The following is a 15,803-nucleotide window of genomic DNA, read 5'->3' as shown; positions in this document are numbered from 1 at the left end:
GGCAGCTCGACCGGCAGCTGTGCGGAAGTACCGGCGGTGGTCCGGCGTCCGCGGATCCCCGGCCGGCGCACCACCCCGCGGCAGCGTCGCCGCAAGCTGCCGCCGGGCTGCCTCCGCGACTGCCGCCGGCCGGTCGGAGTCCTCGCTAGCGTCGGCTGTCGATTCGTGGCGGGACCGGACCGGTCGGAGCCGCCGCAAACCGCACACCCCCACCAGTCGAAACGAGCCACACGTGTCCGGGCGGTCCGGCCGGCGAGGTGGCACAGGTGCGAGAGGAAACAAACCGCGATGGGTTCCACAAGCGTCACCGCGCTCGGCCCGATCACCTGGCTTCGCGAGCCCGGCCGGCCCGCGACGGCCGAGATCGCCGGGCTCGACGACCTGCCGACGGCGTTGTCCTGGCTGGCCGAGGCGGAGCCGGCGCTGCGCGCCGCACTGCACGAGTACGGCACGGTCTTCCTGCGCGGCCTGCCGATCGGCAGCGTCGAGGACTTCGGCCTGGTCCGGGACACGCTGATGCGGGGGCGCACCCCGTACCGGGAGAAGGCCACGCCGCGCAGCGACTTCGGCAACGGCGTCTTCTCCTCCACCGATCTGCCGGCGGCGCAGCCGATCCGGATGCACAACGAGAACAGCTACACGCTCACCTTTCCCGGCCTGCTGATGTTCGCCTGCCTGACCGCACCGCCGGAGGGCGGCGCGACGCCGGTCGCGGACTGCCGCGCGGTGCTGGCATCACTGCCGCCGGAGCTGGTCGAGCGGGTCCGCCGTACCGGCTGGATGCTCTACCGCAGCTACTCGGAGCACATCTCCACCGACTGGCAGACCGCGTTCGGCACCGAGCAGCGGGCCGAGGTGGAGCAGTACTGCGCGGAGAACCTGATCGACTGCCGCTGGCAGTCCGACGGGCACCTGCGCACCGGCCAGCGCCGTCCCGGGGTGATCAGCCACCCGGTGACCGGGGAGCAGGTGTGGTTCAACCACATGGCGTTCTGGAACGAGTGGGCGCTCGACGACGAGCTGCGGGAGACGCTGATCGACGAGTTCGGCCGCGACGACCTGCCGTTCAACACCGGCTTCGGCGACGGCACGCCGCTGACCCGCGAGGACCTGGTCGCCATCGAGGAGGCGTACCGGGCCGCGACCGTGCGGCAGACGTGGCGCGCCGGTGACCTGATGCTGGTGGACAACATCCTGAACACGCACGGCCGGGACCCGTTCCGCGGCGGCCGGCGGATCCTGGTCGCGATGGGCGAGCCGGTCGAGCTGACCGACTGCGCACCCACGGTGGCCCCGGCGGCCGGCACCTACGGGGAGGCGGGGCGATGAGCGACCTGCTGGTGCGGTTCCGGGACGCGGTGCGCCGCGACCCGGACCGGATCGCCGTACGGGACACCGGTGGCGCGCTGAGTTTCGCCGCGCTCGACCGCCGTACCGGCGGGCTGGCGGAGGCGCTGCGCGGGTACGGCATCGGCCGCGGCGACCGGGTCGGCGTCTGCCTGCCGCGCGGCACCGACCTGCTGGTGGCGATGCTCGCGGTGTGGCGGGCCGGTGCCGCGTACGTGCCGCTGGACCCGGCGTACCCGGCGGACCGGCTGGCGTTCATGGCCGACGACGCCCGCCTCGGCGCGCTGGTGACGGCGTCGCGTCCGGGGTGGCTGTCGGCCGACGTGCCGGCGATCCCGGTCGCCGGTGCCGAGGCGGCCGGTGAGACGTTCGTGGACACCGACGTGACGGCCCTGGATCCGGCGTACCTGATCTACACGTCCGGCTCGACCGGCCGCCCGAAGGGCGTGCTGGTGCACCGCGGCGCGGTGGCCGCGCTGGTCACGGCGCTGGAGCGGGCCGGCGCGTACGCGGCGGCGCCGCGCGTGGTGGCGTGGAACGCCAGTGCCTCGTTCGACGCGTCGGTGCAGCAGTGGGCGCGGGTCTGCCGCGGCGACAGCGTCGTGATCCTGGAGCAGGAGCACCGTACGGAGCCGGAGCGCCTGGCGGCCTGGCTCGCCGAGTGCGCGGTGACCGACCTGGACCTGACGCCGTCGCACTGGGATCTGCTGCGGGACCGGCTGCTCGCCGCGCAGCCTCCGCTGCGGCTGTTCATCGGCGGTGAGCCGATCCGCGAACCGGTGTGGCGGGAGATCGCCGACGCCGCCGCCGAGGGACGGCTGGACGCGGTGAACGTGTACGGCCCGACCGAGTGCACAGTGGACGCGACCGCCACGTGGATCTCCGGCCCCGGCGGCCCGCACATCGGTACCGCCCTGACGGGCGTCGACACCCACGTCCTGGACGAGCGCCTGCGTCCGGTGCCGGTGGGGGAGCCGGGTGAGCTGTACCTGTCCGGTACCCGGGTGGCACTGGGCTATCTGGGCCGGCCGGGGCTGACCGCGCAGCGGTTCGTTCCGGCGATCACCGGTGTGCCCGGCGCCCGGATGTACCGCACCGGCGACCGGGTACGGCAGCGCGCCGACGGCGTGCTGGAGTTCCTCGGCCGCGCCGACGGGCAGGTGAAGCTGCGCGGCTACCGGGTGGAGCTGGGTGAGATCGAGGCGGCGTTGCGCGCCTGCGCCGGGGTGAGCGCGGCGGCCGTGGTGCTGCGCGAGCTGCCCGGCCGTGGCACCCAGCTGGTCGGCTACCACGTCTCGACGGTGCCGGCGGCGACGCTGCGGGCGGCGCTGGCCGAGACGCTGCCGGAGTACATGCTCCCCGGTGACCTGGTCGGGTTGGCGGCGCTGCCGCTGACCGCGAACGGCAAGCTGGACCACGCGGCACTGCCCGACCCCGCCGCCGCCGACGTCCCGGCCGGCGCCGGTGACGACGCGCCGGTGGGCGAGGTCGCCCGGGTGATCGCGGAGGTGTGGGCGGAGGTCCTCGGCCGCGACAGGGTCGGCGCGGACGACGACTTCTTCGCGCTCGGCGGGCATTCGCTGGTCGCGTTGCGGGCGGTGGCCCGGTTGAAGCGGACGTTCGGGGTGGCGATCACCACCCGGGACGTCTACCGGCACCCGCGCCTGTCCGAGCTGGCCCGGCACGTCGAGACGCTGGCCGGTTCGCCGGCCGGGGCGCTGACCGCCGGCTGAGGCCGGCCGATCAAGGGAGACGCGGATGCGCGACATCGACAACATCGTGGTACGGGCCCGGCCCAACCCGCGGGCCAGCCGTACCCTGGTCTGCCTCGGCTTCTGCGGCGGGGGCTCCGGCGGGTACCTCCCGTGGGCGGACGTGCTGCCGTCCGACGTGGAGCTGGCGACGATCTGTTACCCCGGCCGGGACGGCCGGTTCCTCGATCCGTACGCCGAGGACTGGAACGCGCTGGCCGAGGATGCTCTCGCCGCGGTGACCGCCGCCGCGTCGCTGCGCCCGTACGTGTTGTTCGGGCACAGCATGGGCGGGTGGATGGCGGCCGACGTGGCCAGCCGGCTGGAGCGCCGTGGCGGGCCGCTGCCCGAGGCGCTCGTGGTGTCGTCGGCGAACGCGCCCAGCCGGGGGCTGACCCCGCGGGACATGTTCCCGTCCCGGCAGGACAGCGACGGCGGCCTGGTGGACTGGATGCGGGTGAACGGCCTGCTTCCCGACTACGTGCTGGACGACCCTGACCTGCGGGAGATGGCGGTCGAGCTGATGCGGGCCGACATCCGGGTACGGGACACGTTCACCTGGGCCGAGGGCAGCGAGATCAGCGTGCCGTTGCAGGTGCTCACCGGAGACCGGGACGCGGTGATCGCCCCGGACACCGCCGCCCGGTGGCGGGCGCTGGCGCGGGGCGGGTTCCGGCACGATGAGCTGCCGGGCGGCCACTTCTACACCCCGCAGGTGTGGGCGGAGCTGCCCCGGCACATCGCCGCGCTGGCCCGGGAGCCGATCGGCTCGTGACACGCACCCGGCGGCGGCGGAGCGACCACGCTTCGCCGCTGCCGGGTTCAGTACTCGTTCTTGATGGTGAAATAGGAGCCGCGGATCGTTCCGGCCAGCTTCGACTTCTGCCGGGCGAACTTGAACCGCGCGGCGAGCTCCTCGGGAACCTCCATCCCGTCGGAGAGCTTGAACCCGACCGCCCGCTTGCCGTCGTCGTCGATGGTGTACATGACGTTGATCGACAGCCCGCTCTCGTAGAAGACGTAGGCCATCCGGATGTTCTCGACCTGGAAGGCGGTCGCCTCCAGCGGGCGCGACGCGATGACGAGGTCGCGTTCCTCCTTGAGGATGCGGTGCACCCAGTCGATGGTCGCCCGGGCCTCGGCGGCGGGCTCCACCGTGAACTCGTGGTCGTACTTGTTCTTGAAGTAGCGGGCTTCGTTCGCCCGCAGACCGGCCAGCGCGTCCGCGACCGGTGACGACTCCAGGCCGACGGTCGAGACGGTGGTGAAATCCACGATGTAGGCCATGACGCACCCCTGAACACGCCGAATATGTCCGTTACGCCGGCCGGACGTTACCACAGCCCCGAAGTCCGCAGTGGGGTAAACGGCGTCGATGCCCGGATGTCACCGGAATGTGAATCATGCTCGTACGGATCACGGGTCTGACGTGGATGTTTACCGGCGTGTTACGAGGCCTCCACCTGCCGTCTGGACCGGTTCGCTGGACTGGCTGCCGTGTGCGGCCGGGATGCGGCCGCGGAAAGGACAACTGTGATGCGATTCCCTTCGCGGCGGGTCGGGCGGGCCGGCCTGGTGGCCGTGCCGGTGTTCTCCGCGCTCGCGCTGGTCGCGGGCGCAGCACCGGCGCAGAGCTTCGATCGGGCCGACGCGGCCCGCGACGCGGTCAGCCGTGGCCACGCCCGCAACGTGATCATGCTGCTCGGCGATGGGATGGGCGATTCGGAGATCACCATCGCGCGCAACTACGCCAAGGGCGCCGCCGGCCGGCTGGCCATGGACACCCTGCCGCTGACCGGCGAGTACACCACATACGCGGTGCAGAAGACGGACCCGGCCAAGCCCGAGTACGTCACCGACTCGGCCGCCTCGGGCACCGGCTGGTCGACCGGGCACAAGACCTACAACGGTGCGATCTCGGTGACCCCGGACGGCAAGCCGCAGCCCACGATCCTCGAACAGGCGAAGTCGGCCGGCTACCAAACCGGTGACATCACCACCGCCGAGCTGACCGACGCCACCCCGGCCGTCCTGGCGTCGCACGTGGTCGACCGGTCCTGCCAGGGCCCGGACAACATGGCCGCCTGCCCGGCCAACAACAAGGCCAACGGCGGCGCCGGATCGATCGCCGAGCAGGAGGTGCAGACCGGCGTCGACGTGCTCATGGGCGGCGGGAAGCAGCGCTTCGACCAGACCGTCAAGGCCGGTCCGTTCACCGGCAGGACCGTGACCGACCAGGCCAGGGCCGCCGGGTACACCGTGGTCACCGACAGCGCCGGACTGGCCGCCACGAACCGGCACCAGCGGGTGCTCGGCCTGTTCTCGCCCGGCAACATGGACCTGGAGTGGACCGGCCCGCTCGCCGCGCCGTACCCGGCGAACACCGAACCGGTGGCCTGCACCCGCTCCAACCCGGCGCGACCGGCCACCATGCCGCACCTGTCGGACATGACCCGCAGGGCGATCGACCTGCTCGACGCCAAGTCCGCCGGTCGTCGGGACAAGGGCTTCTTCCTGCAGGTCGAGGGCGCCTCGATCGACAAGCAGGACCACGCCGCCAACCCGTGCGGCCAGATCGGGGAGACGGTCGAGTTCGACCGGTCGATCGCCGTCGCGCTGGACTACGCCCGCACCCACCGGGACACCCTGGTCGTCGTCACCGCCGACCACGGCCACACCAGCCAGATCATCGAATACCCGCAGACCAGTGCGCACCACAGCCCCGGCGCCATCGCCACCCTGCTGACCGCCGACGGCGCGCCGATGGTGGTCAACTACGCGACCGTGGCCGGCGCGCCGAGTTCCTCGCAGGACCACACCGGCACCGAGGTCCGCATCGCCGCGCAGGGCCCGCAGGCCTACCGGGTGCTGGGCGTCACCAACCAGACCGACCTGTTCACCACGTTCCGCGCCGCGCTCGGCCTGTACTGAACCCGTACCCGCTTCGGTGGCCGGAGGCCGCACGGCCCCGGCCACCGAAGCGGTAACGCCCGGTATCCGATCGATGAACAGTGGGTGGGTGATCCACGGAGGTCGGGCTCAGGTGTTTCCACGATGGCCGGAGACGGGTTGAATCTCATGATGTGACCACCGATGCGGCTTCTGCGAAGCGGGTAACCGATACCGAGCTGGAGGCGATGCGCCAGCTCGTCACCGCGCTCCAGCAGCGATTTCCCGAGGTCGACGACGCCACGGTGGCGGCCTGCGTCAACGATGTCCATCGCCGCTTCGGCGCCGCGCCCGTCCGCGACTTCGTGCCGCTGCTCGTCGAGCGCGAAGCCGTGCGCGCACTGACCCGGATCGCCCGCGACGGCATCCCGGCGCCGCGCTCGCATCCGCGATGAGCCCGCTGGACGAGGGCGTCGCAGCGGCATGACGGGTCACACCCGACCTGCTTGTCCCAGGAGGACGTCATGAGCATCACGAAGCCCAGGGTGGACCTGAAGTTCGAGGTTGTCGTCATCCCGGTCGCGGACGTCGTTCGCGCCAGGGAGTTCTACGCCCGGCTCGGCTGGCGGCTCGACGCCGACTTCGGCTTCGACAACGGGTTCCGGGTGGTCCAGTTCACCCCGCCGGGCTCCGGGTGCTCTGTGCAGTTCGGCACGAGGATCACCACGGCCGAACCCGGCTCGGCCCAGGGCCTCTACCTGGTCGTCGCCGACATCAGCGCGGCGCGCGCCCAGCTCGCGGCCCGCGGCGCCGAGGTCAGTGAGGTCTTCCACCCCGGTACGCCCGGCGCCCAGTTCCGGCCCGGCGATCCGGCTGCTCGGCTGAGCGGTCCGGCGGACGACCGTGCGAGCTACGGCTCGTTCGTCACGTTCCGCGACCCGGACGGCAACGGGTGGCTCGTGCAGGAGGTCACCACGCGCCTGCCGGGCCGCGTCGCCGCCACCGAGACGACCTTCGTGTCGGTGGACGATCTGAGCAAGGCGCTGCAGCGGACGGCGGCCGCGCACGGGGAGCACGAGAAGCGCCTCGGGCAGCACGACGAGAACTGGCCGGATTGGTACGCCGCCTATCTGGTCGCCGAACAGGCGGGCACCCAACTGCCGCAGTGAGTCTCGCGCCAACCGGAATCCTTCCGGTTGGCGCGAGAAGGCCCACATCGCATCGGGCCGAAAGTCCCTGTTGGACCTCCGGCGGACGCTGCCACGCTGGCGCTGACCGGGATGGATGCTCCCGGACGGGGTCCGGCGACGGCGTTATGTGACCAGCCGACGCGCCGGGCCGGATCAGCGCGAGACTCCCCATCCCGACTCAAGGGCGAAGCGAAAGCCGGCAGGCGGACAGCCCGGGCCGGCAACTCGGCGCAGTCAGGGAGGACACGATGGACTTCTCGGAACAGCTCGACGCGCTCCAACAGCGCGTTGCGGCGACCACGGCGTCGGTGCAGGCGGCCGCCGCCGAGTCCCGCGATCAGCTCACCAAGCGGGTGGATCAGGCCCGCGCCGACCTCGACCGGGCCGGCCAGAAGGCGCAGGAGCAGGCCGACCGGGCCGAAGCCGACGCGCGCAGCAAGTGGGCACAGATGAAGGCCGAGGTGGCGGCGAAGATGGCCGATGCCAGAGCCAGGATCGACGAGCGGGGCCGGCAACTGGACGTGCAGGCTGCCGCCACCGATGCGGACTGGCTGGAGGCCGACGCCGCGGACGCCCTGGACTTCGCCGCCTGGGCGGTAGACAACGCGGAGCTGGCGATCCTGGACGCGATCGACGCCCGCGCGTACGCCGACGAACTCGCGGCAGCGCGCTCCTAGCCGGGCCCGGCCGGTGGGCATCCGGGAGCGGCGCGATGGGGTGTCGCCCGCGACGACAGCCGTTGAGGGAGGGATCCGATGACGAGTGAGGTGCGCGACGCCGACCTGGCGCGGAACTCCGGCCGGCCCGGGGCAGGGGAGGCCCCGGGCATCTGGTGGTGGTTCCTGATTCTCGGGGTGCTGTGGACCTGGTTCGGCATGTTCGTGCTGTCCTACCGGATGGGCAGCATCGCCGCGGTAGCCGCGTTCGTGGGCGTCGCCTTCGTGTTCGGCGGCGTCACCCAGCTGATCGTGGCCACCCGCGTCCATGCCTGGCGCTGGCTGTTCATCGTGGCAGGCATTCTGGGCGTGACCGCCGGGATTCTCACCTTCGCGTGGCCGGGCAAGACCCTGTACGTGGTGTCGGTCCTGGTCGCCTGGTATCTGATCATTTTCGGCGTGATCCACCTGGTCGGCGCGCTGGCCGGCCCGAAGACGCCGTGGTGGTGGACCGGGCTGCTGCTCGGCATCGCCGAACTCGCGCTCGGCGTGTGGGCGGTGCGTTCCTGGGAGCGGTCGCTGGTGACACTGGTGACCCTGGTCGGTGTGTGGGCCATTTTCCACGGCGTGAGCGAGATCTTCGCCGCCTTCACCGTGCGCCACACCGGCAGACGGGCGGCACGGCTCGTCGGCTGACCGCCGGTGCGTGGGCATCGCGGCCGTGCGGTGCCCACGCCGAGGCGGACTCCGGGTTCCCACAGAGAGGAACGTCCTGACATGACCAAGCCTCAGCAGCAGGCGGGAAGCCCCGTCCGACCGTTCACCGTGGAGACTCCCAAGGACGCGCTCGACGATCTCCGTCGCCGTCTGGCGGCGACACGCTGGCCGAGCAGTGAGCTTGTTGGCGACCGTGCGCAGGGTGTGCAGCTGGCCGCGATGCGGGCGCTGCACCAGTACTGGGCGACGGAGTACGACGGACAGCGGGTCGCGTCCCGGCTGAACGCACTGCCGCAGTTCACCACCGAGATCGACGGCGTGGACATCCACTTCGTGCACGTCGAGTCCGGGCACCCGGACGCGCTGCCGCTGATCATGACGCACGGCTGGCCGGGCTCGGTCATCGAGATGCTCGACTCCGTCGGCCCGCTCACCGATCCCACCACGCACGGCGGCGCCGCCACGGACGCGTTCCACCTCGTGCTGCCGTCACTGCCCGGGTACGGCTTCTCGGGGGAGCCGGCCGAGGTCGGGTGGGATCTCGTCCGGACCGCGCGGGCGTGGTCGGAGCTGATGCGCCGGCTCGGCTACGACCGCTACGTGGCCCAGGGCGGTGACGTCGGCGCCGGTGTCACCGACGCGATGGGACGGCTGGGCCCGGACGGCCTCGCCGGCATCCACACCAACCTGCTCGTGCCCGCGCTCAACGACCCGGCGTCCCTGCCGCACGCCACGGACGCCGAGCGCGCCGCGCTGGCCGCCATCAAGACGTTCCAGACCAGCGGGAACGGCTACTTCGTGGAGATGGCGACCCGGCCGCAGACCATCGGGTACGCGCTGCTGGACTCACCGGTCGCCCTGGCCGCCTGGATGATCGACCACGACACCGACGCCTACGACAAGATCGCCCGCGCGTTCGTCGACGGCCGGCCCTCGGGCAACCTCACCCGCGACCACATCCTCGACAACGTCACGACCTACTGGCTGACCGGCACGGGCGCCTCCGCGGCCCGGTCGTACTGGGAGGCGTACGGACCGGACTCGCCCTCCGCGGGCACCCCGCCGCTCCCGCCGCCCCGGATCCCGGTCGGCTTCAGCACCTTCCCCGGCGAGATCTGGCGGACACCGCGCAGCTGGGCCGAGGCGTGCTACCCCACCCTCGACTACTTCGGCGAGGCCGAACGGGGCGGCCACTTCGCCGCCTGGGAGGAGCCGGAGCTGTTCGCGGCGGAACTCCGGGCCGCGTTCCGCCCACTGCGCTGACCGAGCACCCGGCGACCCGGTCGGTCATGCGGGCTCGGACGGCTCGCGTTCCGCGTCCGGCAGCGCTTCGGACAGCAGCACCTTCGCGGTGGCCGCGAGCGGAATCGCCATGACCGCGCCGACCAGGCCGAGGAGGGTGCCGCCGGCGAGGGCCACGAGGAGCACGGTGACGGCGGAAAGGCTGACCGAGTCTCGCAGGACCCGCGGCGCGATGAAGTAGTTTTCGAGCTGCTGGTAGGCGATGAAGAACAGCAGGACGATCACCGCCTGCGGCCAGACTCCGCTCGTGCCGAGCGCCACGAGGACGCAGATCGCGGCGCCCAGCGTGGCGCCGATCATGGGGATCAGGTCGGTCAGGGCGACGGTCACGGCCAACGGCGCCGCATACGGCACGCGGAGCAGTTCCAGGCAGGCGAAGGTGGCAACCCCGGCGATCAGCGAGATCAGCAGATTGCCGATCATGTAGGCGCCGACCTTGTCGGTGATCACGTCGACCGTGTGGGCGACCCGCGGTCGGCGCGCCGACGGGACCACCCGGACCAGTCCCCGGCGCAGGCGGGTCAGGTCGGCCATGAAGTACACGGCCAGCACCAGCACGGTCACCGTGGAGGTGAGCGCGCCGAGGAAACGGTGCAGGAAGCCGACCGCGCCGCCGGTGAGCTTGCCCGGCAGCGCCGAGGCGAGTCCGGTCAGCCGCGCCGTGAGGTGGTAACGGTCGGTGATCTCCCGTACGGTCTGCGACTGGTCGGACAGCCGCCGCAGGTACCCGGGCAGCTCGGTGACGAGTGCGCTGCCCTGCCGGGTGATCGGGGGCACCAGCGACCAGACGAATCCGGCGAGCAGGACCAGGCCGGCCACGACCAGGATGGCGACCGCCCACGGACGGCGCAGCCCACGGGCGGTCATCCAGCGTACGGCCGGATCGAGACTGACCGCCACGAACAGCCCGATGAGGACGAGCACGATGATGCCGCGGACGAGGTACACGCCGTACGCGACAGAAAGGACCGCGAGTACGCCGGCGGTGGCGGTCGCGGCCCGCGTGAAGACGAGACCTGGCGAAAGGACGGAGGGTCGGTCGTCGCCCGTCATCGCGATTCCCTTCGTATTCGTGGCGCGGGCGGTCAGGGATGGATCCAATGGGCAGATGCTGGGCGTGGACGCGCCCATTGCGAATCCTTGACGACATGGGAGGCCGCATGCACCCCGACAGGATCGGGACGGATCTTCGCCACCCGGTGGTGGAGCAGGAGCTTGCCCGGCGAGCCGCGGACTTCCAGCTCCGGCTCGCTGACAAGATCACCAGGTTCGCCGGGTCGATGCACTTCGTCTATCTGCACGCCGTCGGATTCACGTTGTGGATGCTGTTCGTCGAGTCGGACCCGTGGCCGACCCTCACGCTCATCGTGTCACTTGAAGCGATCTTCCTGTCCACCTTCGTCATGATCGGGCAGAACCGTCAGGCCACCTTCCAGCAGGCGAAGGCCGACCACGACTTCCAGGAGCAGGAACTCGAACTCAAGACGAACACCGAACTGACCCGGGAGATCCACCGGCTGACCACGGAGCTGCACCGGCGCCTGGTCGACCGGGACGAGGGCAGGAACCCCGACCTTCCTTGATCGGGGCCCACGAGGACCTCGGTCCGGTCCCGGAGCCGACGCCCCGGCCGAACGCTGGCGTCTACGCCGCGATCGCGGCCACCGCCGACGGTGAGCAGCACCTGCGGCGACCGCGGGTCGGCACGGCCCCGAACGTCGCGGCGACCTCGCTTCGCGCCCAGCGCATGCGCGCCGCGGCGGACTCCGGGTGGTCACCGAACTCCTGAGCCATCAGCGCGGCACATCCCCTGCCACGGAACCGGCGGACGGCCGCCATGATGGCGTCGCGAACCTGGCCAGGGCTGGCGTTGTCGGACGGCTGCAGTGTCGACACGAACAGTGCCTGGGACCGGACTGTGTTGATCGAGTGGTGATCCATGATGAGCCTCCTCCCGCACCGGACGACTCCAGGACATCACGACGGTGTGACACTTTCGGGTCCCGGCCGTGGCCCCGGGATAGAGCGACGTTGACCACGGCCGGACGCCCGGTCAGTCGCGGCGGCGCAGCAGCAGCAGGGTGTGGTGGGGGACGTCGAGTCGTCCGCCCGCTTCTCCGGTGTCGCGCCGGTCGGCCAGCAGGGGATCCGCGGTGTCGACGACGATCTCCCAGGACCGGCCGTAGCCCCGGTCGGGCAGGGTGAACGCGGTCGTCCCGCCGAGCGGGTTGAACAGCAGCAGGAACGAGTCGTCGACGATCGGCTCGCCGAGGGCATCACCCTCGTGGATGCCGTTGCCGTTCAGGAAGACCGTCATGGTCGCGTGCGGTGCGGACCAGTCCTCGGCCGTCATGGGCGCCCCGTCGCGGCGCAGCCAGGCGATGTCCGGCAGCTTCGCATCACCGACCGGCTCACCGGTGAAGAAGCGGCGACGGCGGAACAACGGGTGCTCGGCGCGCAGCCGGGTGAGCTGTGCGGTGAACCGGGTCAGTACCTCGTGCTCGCCGGCGGACGCCCAGTCCACCCAGCTCAGCTCGCTGTCGTGGCAGTAGACGTTGTTGTTGCCGTGCTGCGTACGGCCCAGCTCGTCGCCGTGGGCGATCATCGGCACCCCCTGGGACAGCAGCAGGGTGGCGAGGAGGTTGCGCTTCTGCCGTTCCCGCAACTCCACGACCCCGGGCTGGTCGCTGGGTCCCTCGACGCCGCAGTTCCAGGATCGGTTGTAGCTCTCCCCGTCGCGGTTGTCCTCGCCGTTGGCCTCGTTGTGTTTCTCGTCGTAGGACACCAGGCCGGTGAGCGTGAATCCGTCGTGGGCGGTGACGAAGTTGATGGAGGCGGTCGGGCGCCGGCCGTCGATCTCGTACAGATCCGAGGATCCGCTGAAGCGGGAGGCGAGCTCGCCCAGGCTGCCCGGGGCGCCGCGCCAGAAGTCGCGTACGGTATCGCGGTACTTTCCGTTCCATTCGGTCCACAGTGGTGGAAAGCCACCCACCTGGTACCCGCCGTCGCCGACGTCCCACGGCTCGGCGATCAACTTGACCTGGCTGACGATCGGGTCCTGGTTGACCAGGTCGAAGAAGGCGGCCAGCCGGTCCACCTCGTGGAATTCGCGGGCCAGCGACGCCGCGAGATCGAACCGGAACCCGTCGACGTGCATCTCGGTGACCCAGTAGCGCAGCGAGTCCATGATGAGCCGCAGCGACTCGTGGTGGCGGACGTTCAGGCTGTTCCCGGTGCCCGTGGTGTCGCGGTAGTACCGCTGGTCCTCCTCGACCAGCCGGTAGTACGCGGGGTTGTCGATGCCCCGGAACGACAGAGTGGGGCCGAGATGGTCACTCTCGGCGGTGTGGTTGTAGACGACGTCGAGGATGACCTCGATGCCGGCCCGGTGCAGCGCCTTGACCATCGCCTTGAACTCCTGCACCTGTCCGCCGCATCCGCCGAACGAGGCGTAGCCGTTGTGCGGGGCGAAGAAGCCGATCGTGTTGTAGCCCCAGTAGTTGGACAGTCCGCGCTCGATCAGCGCGTGATCGTCGACGAACTGGTGCACCGGCATGAGCTCCACCGCGGTGACGCCGAGCCGCCGGAAGTGCTCGATCATCACCGGGTGGGCCAGCCCCGAGTACGTGCCGCGTACGTCCTCCGGCACGTCCGGGTGCCGCACGGTCATGCCCTTGACGTGCACCTCGTAGATGACGGTCTCGTGGAAGGGCACCCGCAGCGGGGTGTCGTTGGCCCAGTCGAAGAACGGGTTGATCACCACTGAGCGCATCGCGTAGGGCGCGCTGTCGCCGTCGTGGTAGGAATCCGGGTCCCCGGGCCGGTAGGAGTACAGCGCCTCGTTCCACTCGTTGTGCCCGTCGATCGCCTTGGCGTACGGGTCGAGCAGCAGCTTGGCGGGGTTGCAGCGCAACCCGGCCGACGGCTGGTACGGGCCGTGCACGCGGTAGCCGTAGCGCTGGCCGGGCACGATCCGCGGCAGGTAGCCGTGCCAGACCAGCGCCTCACGCTCGGGCAGGTCGATCCGGGTCTCGACGTCGTCGTCGTCGAACAGGCAGAGCTCCACCCGCTCGGCGACCTCGGTGAACACGGCGAAGTTGACACCGCCACCGTCGTACGTGGCGCCAAGGGGGTACGCCGTTCCGGGCCACACCTTCATCAGCCCATCAGACCAGGCTGCGCCGTACCGTGCCAGGGAGAGTCACCTATGGTGTGCGGGCCTCGTCTGTGCACGCGGTCAGTCGGTCGGCGATGATCTGCGCGGGTCCATCGGCCAGGACGATCGTGTAGTGGTTGGTGCCGGGGACGAGCTCGGCCTGCAGCCGCGTGGCCCCCACCCAGTGCGCCACGACGGGCTCGGGCAGCATGCCGGGCTCCCGGTCGAGCGCGTCCCGCGGGGCGTACAGCAGGCTCGACGGCACCGCCCACCGCAGCAGGTCGTCGCCGAACGAGGCCGCCCGGGCGATGACGTCGCGGCCGTCCGTGCCGACCGCGTCCGCGTTGACCCGCGATCGGATCGCGCCCGGTACACCGGTGGCGTCGTAACGCACGTAGGCGTCCAGGTCGTCGTTCCAGTGCGCCGACAGTGCGGGGTGGGCGCGAAAGTGTGCCAGGTAGCTGTCGAGGGAGTCGAAGGTCAGGCGCAGCCTGGCCAGCGCGGGTCCGACCGCGGCGTGTAGGACCTGGTCCGGATCGACGCCGGTGGGCGCGGGCAGCGGCAGGCCGCCGTCGATGAGGACGAGGCGGTCGACGAGTCCGGGTGCGGTGACGGCGGCTCGCAGGGCGACGTAGGCGCCCATCGAGTGTCCAGTGAGGACGACGGGGGCGGCGAGCTGCCGGGCGACGGCGCAGACGTCGGCCGCGTGGGCGTCGATGCCGTACGGGCCCGGCATCGTGTCGCTGCCGCCGCGTCCGCGCAGGTCGAGTGCGAGCAGACTCCAGTCGGCCGGCAGGTGCCGGGCGACCGCGCGGAACTGCATGCCGGAGGCGGTGATGCCGTGCACGGCGAGCACGAGCCGCGGGCCGGTGCCGAACCGCAGCGCGGTCAGATCGCCACCGCTGACTCGGAAGGTGAGGGTCTGCACCGCGATCATCCCTTCGTGGCGCGTGTGGGCAGCCGGTCCGGGGCGGCACCGGCGACGCGCAAGGCGTACCGCACGAACGTGTCGGCGACCTGATCGCGGGTGTAGGGCTGATCCGGGCCGAACCAGGAGGCGACGCGGATGCCCATGCTGCTGATCGCGACCTGCGTCAAGGTGAGGTCGTCCGCGTCGAAGACCTGCTGTCGCACGCCGGCCTCCAGCACCTGCCGCGCGAGATCACGGCACTGCTCGCGTACGGCCAGGGCCGGCGCGGCGCGTTCGCGGGTCAGCGCGTGCATCTCCTGGTTGGCCACCAGCGCCAGCAGCGGGTAATCCGCGTGCACCAGGACCTGGGTCCGCACCAGCGCCGCCAGCTGGTGCGCCGGGTCGGCTCCCGCCTCGGCCAGCGCCTCCTGCAGCCGCTTGTGCAGCTGTTCATGACCGAGCAGGACCAGCTCGGCGAGGATGTGTTCCTTCGCCTGGTAGTGCGCGTACAGGGTCGCGGAGTTGATGCCCACGCCGGCCGCGATGTCGCGTATCGACGTGCCGTGGAAGCCGAACTCGGCGAAAAGCTTCAGGGCGGCGTGGAGGATGCGCCCGCGGGTGCCGGGCGGGGTCGCCCCGTCCGGCAGCCGTACCGCGACCGCGTGGAGGCGTCGGGGGTCCCCACTCGGCTGTGACATCCCACCTCCGCCTTCACCACTGAGAAACATCGTGTTGACACGCCCGGCTGGGACGCTCCATAGTGACGGGCATCACTGGACCCAACCAATCGATTGGTAGATTAGCAGAAGGGATCCGCCGTGGGTACGTCTGCACCGTCCACAGGCCACCCCGCCAGCCCCTGCCGTCGTCGGTCCCGCAGGACCA

General features: G+C 71.1%; 16 protein-coding genes. 10 read left to right on the top strand and 6 right to left on the bottom strand.

The features are described from left to right. Positions 1 to 288 precede the first annotated feature (288 nt). From ACMCNN_RS18040 to ACMCNN_RS18030, 3 genes are read left to right on the top strand one after another with little or no spacing between them, the layout of a single operon-like run. The gene (locus ACMCNN_RS18040; protein ID WP_412741675.1) at positions 289 to 1,329 is read left to right on the top strand and encodes a TauD/TfdA family dioxygenase; all 1,041 of its coding nucleotides are present in this window, start codon (positions 289 to 291) and stop codon (positions 1,327 to 1,329) included. After that, positions 1,326 to 3,080 (top strand): non-ribosomal peptide synthetase, encoded by a 1,755-nt coding sequence (locus tag ACMCNN_RS18035; protein ID WP_412741674.1) that lies wholly within the window; start codon positions 1,326 to 1,328, stop codon positions 3,078 to 3,080. The genes ACMCNN_RS18040 and ACMCNN_RS18035 overlap by 4 nt, the downstream gene beginning before the upstream one ends. A 25-nt stretch (positions 3,081 to 3,105) precedes the next feature. Next, positions 3,106 to 3,873 carry a thioesterase II family protein gene (locus tag ACMCNN_RS18030; protein WP_412741673.1) on the top strand — a complete coding sequence of 256 codons (768 nt, stop codon included), beginning with the start codon at positions 3,106 to 3,108 and terminating at the stop codon, positions 3,871 to 3,873. Positions 3,874 to 3,920: 47 nt separating this feature from the next. Here ACMCNN_RS18030 and ACMCNN_RS18025 read toward each other — a convergent pair whose 3' ends face one another. Beyond that, positions 3,921 to 4,385, bottom strand: coding sequence for a phage tail protein (locus ACMCNN_RS18025; protein WP_412741672.1), 465 nt, complete (start codon positions 4,383 to 4,385; stop codon positions 3,921 to 3,923). Positions 4,386 to 4,634: 249 nt separating this feature from the next. Here ACMCNN_RS18025 and phoA point away from each other — a divergent pair, with 249 nt between their 5' ends. From phoA to ACMCNN_RS17995, 6 genes are all read left to right on the top strand, one after another. Continuing rightward, entirely contained in the window at positions 4,635 to 6,029 is a 1,395-nt protein-coding gene (gene phoA / locus ACMCNN_RS18020; protein ID WP_412741671.1) for an alkaline phosphatase, read from the top strand. Between the two features lie 152 nt (positions 6,030 to 6,181). Beyond that, on the top strand, positions 6,182 to 6,442 hold the full coding sequence (locus ACMCNN_RS18015) for a three-helix bundle dimerization domain-containing protein (RefSeq protein WP_412741670.1): 261 nt from the start codon (positions 6,182 to 6,184) through the stop codon (positions 6,440 to 6,442). Positions 6,443 to 6,511: 69 nt separating this feature from the next. After that, a complete protein-coding gene (locus ACMCNN_RS18010) occupies positions 6,512 to 7,156 on the top strand; it encodes a VOC family protein (protein ID WP_412741669.1) in 645 nt (214 codons plus the stop codon). 269 nt (positions 7,157 to 7,425) lie between these two features. Beyond that, the gene (locus ACMCNN_RS18005; RefSeq protein ID WP_412741668.1) at positions 7,426 to 7,854 is read left to right on the top strand and encodes a hypothetical protein; all 429 of its coding nucleotides are present in this window, start codon (positions 7,426 to 7,428) and stop codon (positions 7,852 to 7,854) included. Between the two features lie 78 nt (positions 7,855 to 7,932). After that, on the top strand, positions 7,933 to 8,529 hold the full coding sequence (locus tag ACMCNN_RS18000) for an HdeD family acid-resistance protein (protein WP_412741667.1): 597 nt from the start codon (positions 7,933 to 7,935) through the stop codon (positions 8,527 to 8,529). An 81-nt stretch (positions 8,530 to 8,610) separates the two neighbouring features. Continuing rightward, complete coding sequence (locus ACMCNN_RS17995) at positions 8,611 to 9,813, top strand: epoxide hydrolase family protein (protein ID WP_412741666.1); 1,203 nt, start codon at positions 8,611 to 8,613, stop codon at positions 9,811 to 9,813. 24 nt (positions 9,814 to 9,837) lie between these two features. Here the strand turns inward: ACMCNN_RS17995 and ACMCNN_RS17990 are convergent, their stop codons facing one another. Continuing rightward, positions 9,838 to 10,905 (bottom strand): AI-2E family transporter, encoded by a 1,068-nt coding sequence (locus ACMCNN_RS17990; RefSeq protein ID WP_412741665.1) that lies wholly within the window; start codon positions 10,903 to 10,905, stop codon positions 9,838 to 9,840. A 107-nt stretch (positions 10,906 to 11,012) separates the two neighbouring features. On the opposite strand from ACMCNN_RS17990, the gene ACMCNN_RS17985 reads away from it, so the two are divergent. Next, positions 11,013 to 11,435: a DUF1003 domain-containing protein gene (locus tag ACMCNN_RS17985; RefSeq protein ID WP_412741664.1), complete on the top strand. Its 423-nt coding sequence runs from the start codon at positions 11,013 to 11,015 to the stop codon at positions 11,433 to 11,435. A gap of 61 nt (positions 11,436 to 11,496) precedes the next feature. Here ACMCNN_RS17985 and ACMCNN_RS17980 read toward each other — a convergent pair whose 3' ends face one another. The 4 genes from ACMCNN_RS17980 to ACMCNN_RS17965 form a co-directional block, all read right to left on the bottom strand. Then, positions 11,497 to 11,793, bottom strand: coding sequence for a hypothetical protein (locus ACMCNN_RS17980; protein WP_412741663.1), 297 nt, complete (start codon positions 11,791 to 11,793; stop codon positions 11,497 to 11,499). A gap of 112 nt (positions 11,794 to 11,905) precedes the next feature. After that, the gene (gene glgX / locus ACMCNN_RS17975; protein WP_412741662.1) at positions 11,906 to 14,011 is read right to left on the bottom strand and encodes a glycogen debranching protein GlgX; all 2,106 of its coding nucleotides are present in this window, start codon (positions 14,009 to 14,011) and stop codon (positions 11,906 to 11,908) included. 46 nt (positions 14,012 to 14,057) lie between these two features. Next, the gene (locus ACMCNN_RS17970; RefSeq protein ID WP_412741661.1) at positions 14,058 to 14,936 is read right to left on the bottom strand and encodes an alpha/beta fold hydrolase; all 879 of its coding nucleotides are present in this window, start codon (positions 14,934 to 14,936) and stop codon (positions 14,058 to 14,060) included. 5 nt (positions 14,937 to 14,941) lie between these two features. Beyond that, on the bottom strand, positions 14,942 to 15,616 hold the full coding sequence (locus ACMCNN_RS17965) for a TetR/AcrR family transcriptional regulator (protein ID WP_412741660.1): 675 nt from the start codon (positions 15,614 to 15,616) through the stop codon (positions 14,942 to 14,944). Positions 15,617 to 15,803: the final 187 nt, after the last annotated feature.

The sequence above is a fragment of the Krasilnikovia sp. MM14-A1004 genome (assembly GCF_047159485.1).
GTDB lineage: Bacteria > Actinomycetota > Actinomycetes > Mycobacteriales > Micromonosporaceae > Actinoplanes.
This window is presented reverse-complemented; position numbering and strand designations above follow the sequence as displayed.